The 13,230-nt window shown below is 69.6% G+C and carries 14 protein-coding genes; 7 read left to right on the top strand and 7 right to left on the bottom strand.

Annotated elements, in window-relative coordinates; genetic code table 11:
- Positions 1-20 precede the first annotated feature (20 nt).
- Complete coding sequence (gene trhP / locus KAK06_RS07750; protein ID WP_210801367.1) at positions 21-1,409, top strand: prephenate-dependent tRNA uridine(34) hydroxylase TrhP; 1,389 nt, start codon at positions 21-23, stop codon at positions 1,407-1,409.
- The gene (locus tag KAK06_RS07745) at positions 1,406-2,419 is read left to right on the top strand and encodes an MBL fold metallo-hydrolase (protein WP_247652720.1); all 1,014 of its coding nucleotides are present in this window, start codon (positions 1,406-1,408) and stop codon (positions 2,417-2,419) included. Before trhP ends, KAK06_RS07745 begins: the two co-directional genes overlap by 4 nt.
- A 12-nt stretch (positions 2,420-2,431) precedes the next feature.
- Here KAK06_RS07745 and KAK06_RS07740 read toward each other — a convergent pair whose 3' ends face one another.
- From KAK06_RS07740 to KAK06_RS07730, 3 genes are all read right to left on the bottom strand, one after another.
- Entirely contained in the window at positions 2,432-3,004 is a 573-nt protein-coding gene (locus KAK06_RS07740; protein ID WP_210801366.1) for a peroxidase-related enzyme, read from the bottom strand.
- Between the two features lie 37 nt (positions 3,005-3,041).
- Entirely contained in the window at positions 3,042-3,560 is a 519-nt protein-coding gene (locus KAK06_RS07735; RefSeq protein WP_210801365.1) for a hypothetical protein, read from the bottom strand.
- A gap of 73 nt (positions 3,561-3,633) precedes the next feature.
- Positions 3,634-4,242, bottom strand: coding sequence for a hypothetical protein (locus KAK06_RS07730; RefSeq protein ID WP_210801364.1), 609 nt, complete (start codon positions 4,240-4,242; stop codon positions 3,634-3,636).
- Positions 4,243-4,314: 72 nt separating this feature from the next.
- Between KAK06_RS07730 and KAK06_RS07725 the strand changes: the two genes are divergently transcribed.
- The 5 genes from KAK06_RS07725 (at position 4,315) to KAK06_RS07705 (ending at position 7,464) form a co-directional block, all read left to right on the top strand.
- Complete coding sequence (locus KAK06_RS07725; RefSeq protein WP_210801363.1) at positions 4,315-4,671, top strand: YciI family protein; 357 nt, start codon at positions 4,315-4,317, stop codon at positions 4,669-4,671.
- Between the two features lie 86 nt (positions 4,672-4,757).
- Positions 4,758-5,165 carry a VOC family protein gene (locus tag KAK06_RS07720; RefSeq protein WP_210801362.1) on the top strand — a complete coding sequence of 136 codons (408 nt, stop codon included), beginning with the start codon at positions 4,758-4,760 and terminating at the stop codon, positions 5,163-5,165.
- 10 nt (positions 5,166-5,175) lie between these two features.
- A complete protein-coding gene (locus tag KAK06_RS07715) occupies positions 5,176-5,604 on the top strand; it encodes a YciI family protein (RefSeq protein WP_210801361.1) in 429 nt (142 codons plus the stop codon).
- A complete protein-coding gene (locus KAK06_RS07710) occupies positions 5,601-6,914 on the top strand; it encodes an RNA polymerase sigma factor (protein WP_210801360.1) in 1,314 nt (437 codons plus the stop codon). Before KAK06_RS07715 ends, KAK06_RS07710 begins: the two co-directional genes overlap by 4 nt.
- Complete coding sequence (locus tag KAK06_RS07705) at positions 6,901-7,464, top strand: GNAT family N-acetyltransferase (RefSeq protein ID WP_210801359.1); 564 nt, start codon at positions 6,901-6,903, stop codon at positions 7,462-7,464. The genes KAK06_RS07710 and KAK06_RS07705 overlap by 14 nt, the downstream gene beginning before the upstream one ends.
- Before the next feature lie 47 nt (positions 7,465-7,511).
- On the opposite strand, the gene acnB is transcribed toward KAK06_RS07705, so the two are convergent.
- The 4 genes from acnB to KAK06_RS07685 all read right to left on the bottom strand — a co-directional run bounded on the left by acnB (position 7,512) and on the right by KAK06_RS07685 (position 13,113).
- Positions 7,512-10,112 (bottom strand): bifunctional aconitate hydratase 2/2-methylisocitrate dehydratase, encoded by a 2,601-nt coding sequence (gene acnB / locus KAK06_RS07700; protein WP_210801358.1) that lies wholly within the window; start codon positions 10,110-10,112, stop codon positions 7,512-7,514.
- Positions 10,113-10,377: 265 nt separating this feature from the next.
- Positions 10,378-10,929: a hypothetical protein gene (locus KAK06_RS07695; protein ID WP_210801357.1), complete on the bottom strand. Its 552-nt coding sequence runs from the start codon at positions 10,927-10,929 to the stop codon at positions 10,378-10,380.
- Positions 10,930-11,017: 88 nt separating this feature from the next.
- Positions 11,018-12,028, bottom strand: coding sequence for an HpcH/HpaI aldolase/citrate lyase family protein (locus tag KAK06_RS07690; protein ID WP_210801356.1), 1,011 nt, complete (start codon positions 12,026-12,028; stop codon positions 11,018-11,020).
- Between the two features lie 98 nt (positions 12,029-12,126).
- Positions 12,127-13,113, bottom strand: coding sequence for a malate dehydrogenase (locus tag KAK06_RS07685; protein ID WP_210801355.1), 987 nt, complete (start codon positions 13,111-13,113; stop codon positions 12,127-12,129).
- Positions 13,114-13,230 lie beyond the last annotated feature (117 nt).

Here is a 13,230-nt window from a genome sequence, read left to right as displayed (position 1 = left end):
GCAGGGGACAATCAGGCCCCATGTCGATCCGAGCCCCCGAACTGCTGCTGCCCGCCGGCAGCCTGCAGCGCATGCGCGCCGCCTATGACTTTGGCGCCGATGCGGTCTATGCCGGCCAGCCGCGCTACAGCCTGCGGGCGCGCAACAACGAGTTCCGGCTGGAGCAACTGGCCCAGGGCATTGCCGAGGCCCATGAGCGCGGCAAGAAGTTCTTCGTCACCAGCAACCTGATCGCCCACAACGACAAGTTGCGCACCTACCTTCGCGACCTGCAGCCGGTGGTGGAACTGCGCCCCGACGCGCTGATCATGGCCGATGCCGGCCTGATCATGCGGGTGCGCGAGCAGATGGAGAAGGGGTTGTGGCCCGAGGTGCCGATCCACCTCTCGGTGCAGGCCAACACCACCAACAGCGCCGCGGTGGAGTTCTGGCGCCGCCAGGGCGTCAGCCGCATCATCCTCTCGCGCGAGCTGAGCCTGGACGAGGTGGCGCAGATCCGCGACGACTGCCCCGACATCGAGCTCGAGGTCTTCGTGCATGGCGCGCTGTGCATCGCCTACTCGGGCCGCTGCCTGCTGAGTGGCTACTTCAACCGGCGTGATCCCAACCAGGGCACCTGCACCAACGCCTGCCGCTGGGACTACAAGACCCACGCCGGCACCGACGCCACCGACACCGGCGAGGTGCAGCCGATCGAGCTGATCCGCGACTTCAGCTTCTCCAAGGAGCAGTCCGAGGCGGACGCGTCCTTTGCCACCTGTGGTGGCGGCCAGCGCCATCCGCTGGCCGACGGCGTCTACCTGCTGGAGGAGAAGGAGCGCCCCGGCGAGCTGATGCCAGTGATGGAGGACGAGCACGGCACCTACATCATGAACAGCAAGGACCTGCGCGCGGTGGAGCATGTGGCGCGGCTGGCGGCCATCGGCATCGACTCGCTGAAGATCGAGGGCCGCACCAAGAGTCACTACTACGTGGCGCGCACGGCGCAGGTCTACCGCCGGGCCATCGACGACGCCGTGGCCGGTCGTCCCTTCAACCCCGAGCTGCTGCGCGAGTTGGAAGGCCTGTCCAACCGCGGCTACACCGGCGGTCTGCTGGAGCGCCGGCCCAGCCAGGACTACCAGAACTACCTCAGCGGCCACTCCGAGAGCCAGCGCAGCCAGTTTGTCGCCGAGGTGGTGGGCCGGCGTGCCGATGGCTGGGTGGAGGTGGAAACCAAGAACCGCTTCGCGGTGGGGGACCAGCTGGAGATCATCCACCCTCAGGGCAACCGGACCATCACGCTGGGGGAGATGCAGGGCGCCGAGGGCGAGCCGCTGAGCGTGGCGCCGGGCAGCCCGCTGCATGTGTGGCTGCCGCTGGAGGGGCCGGCCGAGGGCGCGCTGATCGCGCGGCTGCTGCCCGCATGAAGCGCGCTGTGCGCGGGCTGCTGGCCCTGCTGGCGCTGGGTCTGGTGGGCTGGCTGGCGGCGGCCGGCCGGGACGAGCCGCCCTACCGCAACCTGCATGGCGGCGACATCGAGAAGCCCTTCATGGAGGTGCTGCGCTGGCGCCTGTCGCGCGAGTCGGCGCCGCTGCCCGACCCGCCGCTGCCGGCCGCCCAGCCGCAACTGGACGCGCCGCTGCCCAACCTCACCTGGATCGGCCACGCGACGATGCTGCTGCGGCTGCCCGGCCTGACACTGATCACCGACCCGCAGTTCTCCGAGCGCGCCTCGCCCTTCAGCTTCGCCGGCCCGAAGCGCGCCTACCCGCCCGGCGTGGCGCTGTCGGCCTTGCCCAAGGTGGATGTGGTGCTCATCTCGCACAACCACTACGACCACCTGGACGTGGCCTCGGTGCAGGCGCTGGCGGCACAGCCGGGCGGCGCGCCGCTGTTCGTCGTGCCGCTCGGCCTGAAGGCCTGGTTTGCCGACCTCGGCATCACGAACGTGGTGGAGCTGGGCTGGTGGCAATCGCGCACCGTGAACGGCGCCGAGATCGTCTTGACCCCCGCCCACCACTGGTCGGCGCGCGGTGTGTTCGACCGCCGCCAGACGCTGTGGGGCGGCTTTGCCGTCTTCAGCGGTGGCCTGCGTCTGCTCTACACCGGCGACACCGGCTACGCCGACGACTTCAAGGACATTCGCGCGGATTTTGCCAACCGCGGCCCGTTCGATCTGGCGCTGATCCCAGTGGGCTGCTACGAGCCGCGCGGCTTCATGCAGGACCAGCACGTCAACCCGGCCGATGCGGTGCGCATCTTCCAGGACCTGGGCGCGCGCCGTGCGGTGGGTGTGCACTGGGGCACGTTTGCCGACCTGTGCGATGAGCCGCTGGACCAGGCGCCCAAGGACCTGGCCGTCGCCCGCCAGGCCGCCGGCCTGCCCGAGGTCGCATTCAGCGTGATGCGCCGCGGTGAGACGCGGGCCATCGAGTGAAGTGGCGGGGCCTCAGCGCCCCATCGCGTAGAACTCGGGGTTGGGCTTCATGCCGGTGACATTGGCCAGGCGGTTGGACAGGCCGAAAAAGGCCGCCACGCCGGCGATGTCCCAGGCGTCCTCGTCGCTGAAGCCGTGGGCGTGCAGCGCGGCGAAGTCGGCATCGTCCACCGCATAGGACTGCTGCGAGACCTTCATCGCGAAGTCCAGCATCGCCTTTTGGCGCGGCGTGATGTCGGCCTTGCGGTAGTTGACCGCCACCTGGTCGGCCACCAGTGCATTCTTGGCGCGGATGCGCAGAATCGCGCCATGGGCGATCACGCAGTACTGGCACTGGTTGGCGTTGCTGGTGGCCACCACGATCATCTCGCGCTCGGCCTTGCTCAGGCCGCCGGGCTTGTCCATCAGCGCATCGTGGTAGGCGAAGAAGGCGCGGAACTCATCCGGCCGGCGGGCCAGCGTGAGGAACACATTGGGCACGAAACCCGACTTCTCCTGCACGGCCAGGATGCGCTGGCGGATGTCGTCGGGCAGGTCGGTCAGGTCCGGCGTGGGAAATCGGCTGGGCGGCGCGGCGGTGCTCATGGGGTGGCGGCGGGGGAGGGCGATGGTCGCTCGATTATCAATCGGCCGCTGCGGAGGCGGCGGCGCGCGCCAGCAATCGGCGGCGGTAGTCGGCCTCGGCGGCAGCGCGATCCTCTGCGGAGATGACCATCGCACCACAACGGCCGTTGTGGTCGACAACGCGCCGGTTCAGATCGTCCTGGCGTGCTTGCAGCACCTGTGCCTGGGCATTGACCTCGGCCACCTCGGCGTTCTGACGCGCGACCGCCCGGTTGTAGGCGTCCGCCTCGGCCTTGTTCTTCGGCGCATGGCGGCGCACCTGCGCCGCCAGGTCGGTGGCGGCAGCCTGGACTGCGGCCACGCGTCGCTGATGGTGCTGGTGCGCGGCGTTCAGCTGCGCTCCATGCCGCGTCAGGTCGTCGTTGGACAGCAGGCAGCTCAGGTACTCGGCACGGGTCGAGACGACCGGCTGAGGGGCGGCGGCGTCCTGGGCCTGGGCGGCAGGGCACCACAAGGCACAGGCGCCGATGAGGGTGCCCAGCGCAGGGCGGGTTCGCAGTGGTTGGCGGTTCAGCATCGGCGTTCCTCCCTGGATCGTCCGGGTCAGGCCCCAAGGGCACGACGGTGAAGCCTCAAGCGTACGCCAGCGATCAGCGGATGCTGTCGTCGCGCACGGCACTTGCCGAGGCCGCCGCCCGGGCCGCCCGTCGCTCGCGCAGCTGATGTTTGACCCAGTCGACGTCGATGGGTCTGAACCACTTGCCCGCACAGGCCCTGTTGTAGGCCTCAGTCCGTTGGTTGTACGCCTGGGCATCGGCCCTCAGCGCGGACGCATCGGCATTCGACCCATCGATGGCGGCATTCAGTGTGGCGGCGGTCTCCATGACCTCGAGGGAGGCGCCAGAGCCGGGCACGGGATGCGTGTTGGCCTGGGTCCAGAGCTGCCGATTGGCCTCCTGGAGCTTGGCCTGCAAGGTGCCCAGGTTGGTTTGCCGCTGCCGCAGGCGAGCGGCCTCGACTGCCAACTCGATCTTGGTTTCCTCGCAGGCCAGCAATTGCTCACGCGTGAGCCGGCTGGGATCGGGCTGGCTTGCGGCACAGGCCGCCAGAGCGGCGCAGATGCCGACCAGGGCCGTGCGTTGCAGACTGAACAATGACACCGGGTGACCTCCCTGGCCTGACCGTGGACCGCGCTGGGCTCGAACGGCCCTCAGCCCCACAAGCGTACTCCAGTGCAGGCGGACGGCGAGGTCGGTCATCCGTCCGATCATGGATCCAGCCCATGCCGTAGCATCCGCTTCCTCGCCCCCGCGCCGCATCCGGAGTCCGTCATGTCCTATCTGCTGCTGATCCATGAACCGATGGGCCAGCGCGCCACCCGCACCGAAGCCGAGGGCCGCGAAGCCTATGCGCGCATGCAGCGCTTTGGTGAGGCGATCGCCGCCGAGGGGCAGTTGGCCGCGGTGGAGTCGCTGGCCGGTCTGGATCAGGCGGTGCGCATCGAGCGCGGCGTGCAGCACGACGGCCCGTTCACCGAGGCCAAGGAGATGGTCGGTGGCTTCTTCCTGCTGAAGAACGTCAGCCGCGAGCAGGCGCTGGCCTGGGCGCGGCGCTGCCCGGCGGCCGAGTGGGCGACGGTGGAGGTGCGCGCGCTGGCGCCGTGCTTCGAGGGCTCGAACCGGGGCTGATCCGGGTTTGTCCCAGGCGCCGCGCGGTCGAAACGCGCGAGCCTTGTGCGTCGAGCTGACATCACCCTGTTTTGGAGGAAAGCGCCATGAGCACACCAATGTGTCCCGTCGTGCATTTCGAGATGCCCTACCGCGATGCCGCCCGTGCCACCCGCTTCTACCGCGAGGCCTTTGGCTGGCAGGTGCAGCAGTTCGGGCCCGAGATGGGCGACTACCTGATGGCCACCACGGCCAGTGAGGACAGCGCCGAGCCGGGCACCAAGCGCGGTGTCATCAATGGCGGCCTGTTTCCGTTCCAGGCGGACAACCCGATGCAGCACCCCAGCGTGGTGATCGCGGTGGATGACATCCGTGCGGCGATGGCCCGCGTCCACGCGGCAGGCGGCGAGGTGATGGGTGAGCCGATGCCCATTCCGGGCGTGGGCGACTACGTCTCCTTCGTCGACACCGAGGGCAACCGCCACAGCATGCTGCAGCCGCAGATGCCCGGTTGAAAGGACGGCGATGCGTTTCATGATCATGGTGAAGTCCTGCGAGGCCTTCGAGGCCGAGCAGACCCCCGAGGCCCCGCCCGAGCTGCTGGCCGAGATGGCCGCCTACCACGAGGAGCTGGCCCGCGCCGGCGTGCTGCTTGAAGGCGCCGGCCTGCACCCCAGCCGCAGCGGCTGGCGCGTGCACTATGGCGCCGACGACAGCCGCCAGGTGGTGGACGGCCCCTTCGCCGAGGCCAAGGAGCTGATCGCCGGCTACACCCTGATCCAGGTGCGCAGCCGCGAGGAGGCCCTGGAGTGGGCGCGGCGCTTTCCCAACCCGGCCGGCCGCGGCCAGGCGGCGGTGATCGAGGTGCGCCAGCTGATCGAGCTGGACGAATTTCCGCCCAGTGCCGAGATCGAGCGCATGAAGGCCATGGACACCGCGCTGCCGCCGCGGTGAGCGGCCCGCTGGATGCCGCGCTGGCGGCGATCTGGCGCATCGAGTCGGCGCGGGTCGTGGCCACCGTCGCGCGGCGCGTGCACGACCTGGGCGTGGCCGAGGAGCTGGCCCAGGACGCCTGGCTGGAAGCGCTGCAGCGCTGGCCCACCGACGGCCTGCCTGACAAGCCCGGTGCCTGGTTGATGACCACCGCGCAGCGCAAGGCGCTGGACTGGCTGCGGCATCGCCAGATGGCTGCCGGCCACGAGGCCGCGCTGGCCGAGGACCTGATCGCGATGCAGGCCGACCGCCACCCCGACCACGCCGACACGCTGGATGCCCGGCGCGCCGCGCGCAGCGTCGGCGATGACGAGTTGCTGCGCCTGCTGTTCACCGCCTGCCACCCGGTGCTGCCGCCGCCGCAGCGTGTGGCGCTGACGCTGAAGGTGCTGGCCGGCCTGTCCACCGCCGAGATCGCCCGCGCCTTCCTGGTCAGCGAGCCGACGATGGCGCAGCGCCTGGTGCGTGCCAAGCGCACGCTGGCCGAGGCACGCATCCCCTGCGAGCTGCCGCGAGGCACGGCGCTGGCGGCGCGCCTGGGCTCGGTGCTGGAGGTGGTCTACCTGGTGTTCAACGAGGGCTACACCGCCACCGCGGGTGAGGACTGGATGCGCCCGGCGCTGTGCGACGAGGCGCTGCGCCTGGGCCGCATGCTGGTGCAACTGGCGCCGGCCGAGCCCGAGGCCTGGGGCCTGCTGGCGCTGATGAGCCTGCAGGCCTCACGGATCGCCGCGCGCACCGAGGCCGATGGCCGGCCGATCCTGCTGGCCGAGCAGGACCGCCGGCGCTGGGACCGGCTGCTGATCCGCCACGGGCTTGAGGCGCTGGCCAGGGCCGATGCGCTGGCACCGGCATCACCCGACAGCTACCAGCTGCAGGCCGCACTGGCGGCCTGCCATGCGCGGGCCGCGCGCGCCGAGGACACCGACTGGGCGCTTGTCTGCGCGCTGTATGAGCGGCTGAGGCAGCGCTCACCGTCGCCGGTGGTGGCACTGAACCACGCCGTGGCGGTGGGCATGCACCAGGGGCCAGCCGCCGCGCTGGTGATGGTCGAGGCCCTGCAGCACGAGCCGGCGCTGGCGGCCTATCCCTGGCTGCCCGCGGTGCAAGGTGATCTGCTGGCGCGTTTGGGCCGGCGCGGCGAGGCACGCCAGGCCTGGCTGCGCGCCGCCGCGCTCAGCACCAACCAGCGCGAGCGGCAGAGCCTGCAGCAGCGCGCCGAGGCGCTGGAACCCCCGAGGAGCACCAGGAGCACCGATGAGCCTGCCTGAATGGGGACCGCTGCTGACCCCGCGCCTGTGCGTGCGCCCGGTGACCGACACCGACCTGCCCGCGCTGCTGGCCGTCAACAGCGACGACGAGGCCACCCGCTTCCTGCCCTACGCCACCTGGCGCAGCCTGGACGATGCCCAGGCCTGGCTGGCCCGCATGCGCGGCCTGGAGGCGGCCGGCGACACGCGGCAGCTGGTGATCGCGCGGCGCGAGGACGATGTGGCGATCGGCACCGCGTTGCTGTTCAAGCACGACGAGCCCAACCGGCGCGTCGACCTGGGCTATGTGCTGGGTCGTACGCACTGGCGCCAGGGCCTGGCCCGCGAGGCGCTGACGGCGCTGATCGGCCACGCCGTCGGCCCGCTGGGCCTGCGCCGCATCGAGGCCGAGGTGCAGCCCGACAACCTGGCCAGCAACGCGCTGCTGCAGCGCCTGGGCTTCACGCTGGAAGGGCGGCTGCGCCAGCGCTACAGCGGCAAGGCGGGCCGCCCGGTCGACATCCACCTGTGGGGGCTGCTGGCACAGGAGTGGCCCGACGGTGGCCCATGAAAAAGGCCCGCACGGGGCGGGCCTGGGGCTGGTTCAGCGCAGGCTGATCAGGCGACCGTCTTGGCCGTCTCGACGTACTCGTCGATCTGGTTGAAGTTCATGTACTTGTAGATCTGCTCGGCCTTGGCGGTGATCACGCCAGTGGCCGCCAGGTACTCCTCCTTGGTGGGCAGCTTGCCCAGCTTGGAGGCCACCGCGGCCAGCTCGGCCGAGCCCAGGAACACGTTGGTGTTCTTGCCCAGGCGGTTCGGGAAGTTGCGGGTGGAGGTGGAGATCACCGTGGCGCCTTCGCGCACCTGGGCCTGGTTGCCCATGCACAGCGAGCAGCCCGGCATCTCGGTGCGCGCACCGGCGCTGCCGAAGGCGGCGTAGTGGCCTTCCTTCATCAGCTCGGCCGCGTCCATCTTGGTCGGCGGGGCGACCCACAGCTTGACCGGGATGTCGCGCGCGCCGCCCAGCACGGTGGCGGCGGCACGGAAGTGGCCGATGTTGGTCATGCACGAGCCGATGAAGGCCTCGTCGATCTGGGTGCCGGCCACTTCGGACAGGGTCTTGGCATCGTCCGGGTCGTTCGGGCAGCAGACGATGGGTTCGGTGATCTCGGCCAGGTCGATCTCGATGACGGCGGCGTACTCGGCGTCAGCGTCGGCCTCCAGCAGCTGCGGGTTGGCCAGCCAGGCTTCGACCTTCTCGATGCGGCGGGCCAGGGTCTTGGCGTCCTGGTAGCCGTCGGCGATCATGTTCTTCATCAGCACGATGTTCGACTGCAGGTACTCGATCACCGGCTCCTTGTTGAGCTTGATCGTGCAACCGGCGGCCGAGCGCTCGGCCGAGGCGTCGCTCAGCTCGAAGGCCTGTTCCACCTTCAGGTCGGGCAGGCCTTCGATCTCCAGCACGCGGCCCGAGAAGATGTTCTTCTTGCCGGCCTTGGCCACGGTCAGCAGACCGGCCTTGATCGCGTACAGCGGGATGGCGTGCACCAGGTCACGCAGCGTGACGCCGGGCTGCATCGTGCCCTTGAAGCGCACCAGCACCGACTCGGGCATGTCCAGCGGCATCACGCCGGTGGCGGCGCCGAAGGCCACCAGACCGGAGCCGGCCGGGAAGGAGATGCCGATCGGGAAGCGGGTGTGGCTGTCGCCGCCGGTGCCCACGGTGTCGGGCAGCAGCAGGCGGTTGAGCCAGCTGTGGATCACGCCGTCGCCCGGGCGCAGGGCCACGCCGCCGCGGCTGCTGATGAAGGGCGGCAGCTCGCGGTGCATCTTGGCGTCCACCGGCTTCGGGTAGGCGGCGGTGTGGCAGAAGGACTGCATCACCATGTCGGCCGAGAAACCCAGGCAGGCCAGGTCCTTCAGCTCGTCGCGAGTCATCGGGCCGGTGGTGTCCTGGCTGCCGACGGTGGTCATGCGGGGCTCGCAGTAGGTGCCCGGGCGCACGCCCTGGCCTTCCGGCAGGCCGCAAGCGCGGCCGACCATCTTCTGGGCCAGCGTGAAGCCGGCCTTGGTCGCGGCGGGGGCCTGCGGCAGGCGGAACACGGTGGAGGCCGGCAGGCCCAGGAACTCGCGCGCCTTGGCGGTCAGGCTGCGGCCGATGATCAGGTTGATGCGGCCGCCAGCGCGCACTTCGTCGAACAGCACCTCGCTCTTGAGCTTGAACTCGGCGACGGTGGCGCCCGCCTTCACGATCTTGCCGTCATAGGGCAGCACGTCGATCACGTCGCCCATTTCCAGCTTGGAGACATCGACCTCGATCGGCAGCGAGCCCGAGTCCTCTTGCGTGTTGAAGAAGATCGGGGCGATCTTGCCGCCCAGCGTGACGCCGCCGAAGCGCTTGTTCGGCACGAACGGGATGTCCTGGCCGGTGGCCCAGATCACGCTGTTGGTGGCCGACTTGCGGCTGGAGCCGGTGCCCACCACGTCGCCCACATAGGCGACCAGGTGGCCCTTCTTCTTCAGGTCCTCGATGAACTGCATCGGGCCGCGCTTGCCGTCTTCCTCGGGCTTGAAGGCCGCGTCAGGACGCGTGTTCTTCAGCATCGCCAGGTAGTGCATCGGGATGTCCGGGCGGCTCCAGGCATCGGGGGCCGGCGAGAGGTCGTCGGTGTTGGTCTCGCCGGGCACCTTGAAGACGGTGACGGTGATGCTCTTGGGCACTTCGGGGCGCGAGGTGAACCACTCGGCGTCGGCCCACGACTGCATGACTTCCTGGGCCTTGGCGTTGCCGGCCTTGGCCTTGGCGGCCACGTCATTGAAGTAGTCGAACATCAGCAGGGTCTTCTTCAGGCCCTCGGCCGCGACACCCGCCACCTCGGCGTCGTCGAGCAGCTCGATCAGCGGATGCACGTTGTAGCCGCCCACCATGGTGCCCAGCAGCTCGGTGGCCTTGGCCTTGGAGATCAGGCCGACCTTCACGTCGCCGTGGGCGACCGCGGCCAGGAAGCTGGCCTTGACCTTGGCGGCATCGTCCACGCCCGGCGGCACGCGGTGGGTCAGCAGATCGAGCAGGAAGGCCTCTTCGCCCGCATTTGCCAAGGACTGCGGGTTCTTGATCAATTCGATCAGCTCGGACACCTGCTTGGCGTCGAGGGCCAGCGGGGGGATGCCGAGCGCGGCGCGTTCGGCGGCATGTTGGCGGTAGGCTTGCAGCATGTCGGGGCTCCTGATGGGGGCGGTCGTCGGTGGTTCTGCGGCGGGACCCGCGTCGGGTGACTGCGGGTAACTACGGTATTTTATATCTTATATAAGACTTGCCAAGCACTGATTCAGGGCCGGGCGTGTGCTGGCCGCGGCGGGCGGCCGGGCAACATGCAATTTTGGCGCCAGAAAGACGCACGCCGGGCGATATTCGACCCGGCGTGCAGGGCAATCGGTGCGCGTCAGCCGCGTGACAGGCCGGCGCGCTGTGGGGCGGACTTCAGCGCTGAGGCGGTGGATCGGCCTGCAACAGGCCCGGCGTGGCGCCGCCGCCCTGGGCTTGCTGGGCCTCGTAGGCGCGTTTGGCCTCCAGCTGCTTCTCGTGCTGGCACTCGTCGACCAGGCGCTGGCCGATCTTCACGTCCATCAGCATCGACTTGTGAGCGATCTGCAGCATCAGGGTCTGGCCCTTGACGTCCTCCAGACGCAGAGCACCGGTGCTGGACAGGATGGGCTTCATCGTCCACTGGCGCTTGCCGAAGCTGACGTCGATGTAGCCGTCGTACTTCGGGTTCATCGCCACCTTGACGGTCTGGTTGAACTCGCAGCCGTAGTCGCCGAACAGGGTCATCGCGGCGGCGGCGTTCTGCTCGCCGGTGGCGGCGGGCAGGGGCACCTCGACCGGGGCGGGCGGGGCCTTCTTGCGGACCGGTGCCTTGGCGGCTGGCTTGGCAGCCGGTTTGGCGGGGCTTGCGCCGGGCTGGGCCGCAGCGGCCACGGGGAGCAGGGCGGCCAGGCAGGCCACGGCAGACACAACGACGTACTTCTTCATGGATCGATGGGCAACGATGATGGGGCTGGATTGTCCTCTGCCAGGCTCCGATGCGGTGTCCGGACGTTTCCGGAGTCGCCCGGGCCGCTCAGGTGGTGACAAAGAAGCGCTGCACCACGTCCGGGGACAGGGCGGCGCCAGTGCGGTGGGCGCGCTGCATCACCTGCCAGAAGTAACGGAAGCTCGCACGATCATGCAACTGCTCACGTCCGCCGTGGCGGTGGCGGATGGGCGCCCAGTCGGCGTCCTGGGCGGCCAGGATGATCTCGATGGCCTGCTCGATCTCGTCAGCGGCGGGCGAAAAGGCCTCGACGATGGGGCGGATCTGGTCAGGGTGGATGCTCCACATGCGGCTGTAGCCCAGTTCGCGCGCCGCGCGCCGGGCGGCCTGACGCAGACCGTCCAGGTCCTTGAATTCGGTCACCACGCAGTGCGACGGCACCTTGCCCGCGGCGTGGCAGGCGGCGGCGATCTCCAGCTTGGCGCGCAGCACCAGCGGGTGCTCGAACTGGCCGCGCACGCCCATGGCTGATTGCGGGATCGCGCCGCGGTGCGCCGAGACGAAGTCCATCAGCCCGAAGGACAGGCTCTCCAGCCGGGGGTGCTCGGCCAGCGCCCGCACATCGCGCAGCGCGCCATGCGTTTCCACCAGCGCCTGCAGCGGCAGCGGCCGGCTGAAGCCGCTGCGCGCCAGCGTGGCGTCCACCGCGCGCGCGGCGGCGTCCAGATCGGCGGCGTTGCGCGGCTTGGGGATCATCAGGTAGGCCAGGCGCGCGCCGGCGCGCGGCAGCAGGGCGTCAAGCATGGGCTGGAAGGCTGGGTGATCCACCGGCACCACGCGGGCGCCGACGCGGCCGTGCGCATTCAACGGCGAGTTCACCAACTCGGCGATCAGGTGGGCGTGCTCCACCTCGCCGCCCACGGGCGCGCCATCCTCACCGTCCAGCGTGACATCGAACACCGGGCCCAGCTCGGCCTGCAACTGCAGGCTCTTGCGCATGCGCGCTTCGACGCCGCAGTAGTGGTCGCACACAGGCAGCTCGGGGACGGCATCGCCTTCCTCGAACAGAACGTCGGCGGGGTGGCGCAGGGTGCTCATCGTGACGGGGGACGGGCCAGGACAAAGAAAAAAGCCGGCGGCCTGGAAGGCGCGCCGGCTGTCGAGCTTAACCGCAGGCCGCGGTCAGCCAGGCGACATCACAGCAGGTGCTTGACGCCGTCCTTCTCGCCCTCGAGCTCGGCCAGGGTCTTGTTGATGCATTCCTGGCTGAAGGCGTCGATCGGCAGGCCTTCGACGATCTTGTACTCGCCGCCTTCGCAGGTGACGGGGTAGCCGAACATGGTCTCGGCCGGGATGCCGTACTCACCCTTGGACGGGATGCCCATCGTGACCCACTGGCCATTGGTGCCCAGGGCCCAGTCGCGCAAGTGGTCGATCGCGGCGTTGGCGGCCGAGGCGGCCGACGACAGGCCGCGCGCGGCGATGATGGCGGCGCCACGCTTGCCCACGGTGGGCAAGAAGGTGTTGGCGTTCCAGTCGTGGTCGTTGATCGTGTCCTTGACGCTCTTGCCGTTCACGGTGGCGAAGCGGTAGTCGGCGTACATGGTGGGCGAGTGGTTGCCCCAGACGCACAGCTTCTGGATGTCGCCGACGGCGCAGCCGATCTTGGCGGCGATCTGCGAGGCAGCGCGGTTGTGGTCCAGGCGCAGCATGGCGGTGAAGTTCTTGGCCGGCAGATCCGGGGCCGACTTCATCGCGATGTAGGCGTTGGTGTTGGCCGGGTTGCCGACCACCAGCACCTTGACGTTGCGCGAGGCCACCGCGTTCAGGGCCTTGCCCTGGGCGGTGAAGATCTGGGCGTTGGCGGCCAGCAGGTCGGCGCGCTCCATGCCGGGGCCGCGCGGACGGGCACCCACCAGCAGGGCGTAGTCGGTGTCCTTGAAGGCGGTCATCGGGTCGCTGTGGGCCTCGATGCCGGCCAGCAGCGGGAAGGCGCAGTCTTCCAGCTCCATGATCACGCCCTTGAGCGCGTTCTGGGCCTTCTCGTCGGGAATTTCCAGCAGTTGCAGGATGACGGGCTGGTCCTTGCCCAGCATCTCGCCAGAGGCGATGCGGAACAGCAGCGCGTAGCCGATCTGGCCAGCGGCGCCGGTGACGGCCACGCGAACGGGGGTCTTGCTCATGAGGGGGCTCCGGGAAAAGAGGAGGGAGGTTGCGTTAACCGGCTGACGCGGGCCTGTCGCGCCGGTGGCCGAGCGGGCTTCCGGGCGGGCGCAGGCCGCGCGTAGAGCCGCTGAGTC

The sequence above is a fragment of the Ideonella aquatica genome, assembly GCF_018069755.1.
In the GTDB taxonomy this organism is placed as follows: Bacteria; Pseudomonadota; Gammaproteobacteria; order Burkholderiales; family Burkholderiaceae_C; genus Ideonella; species Ideonella aquatica.
The sequence above is the reverse complement of the archived record's forward strand: the minus strand, read 5'-3'. Positions and strand labels throughout refer to the sequence as shown.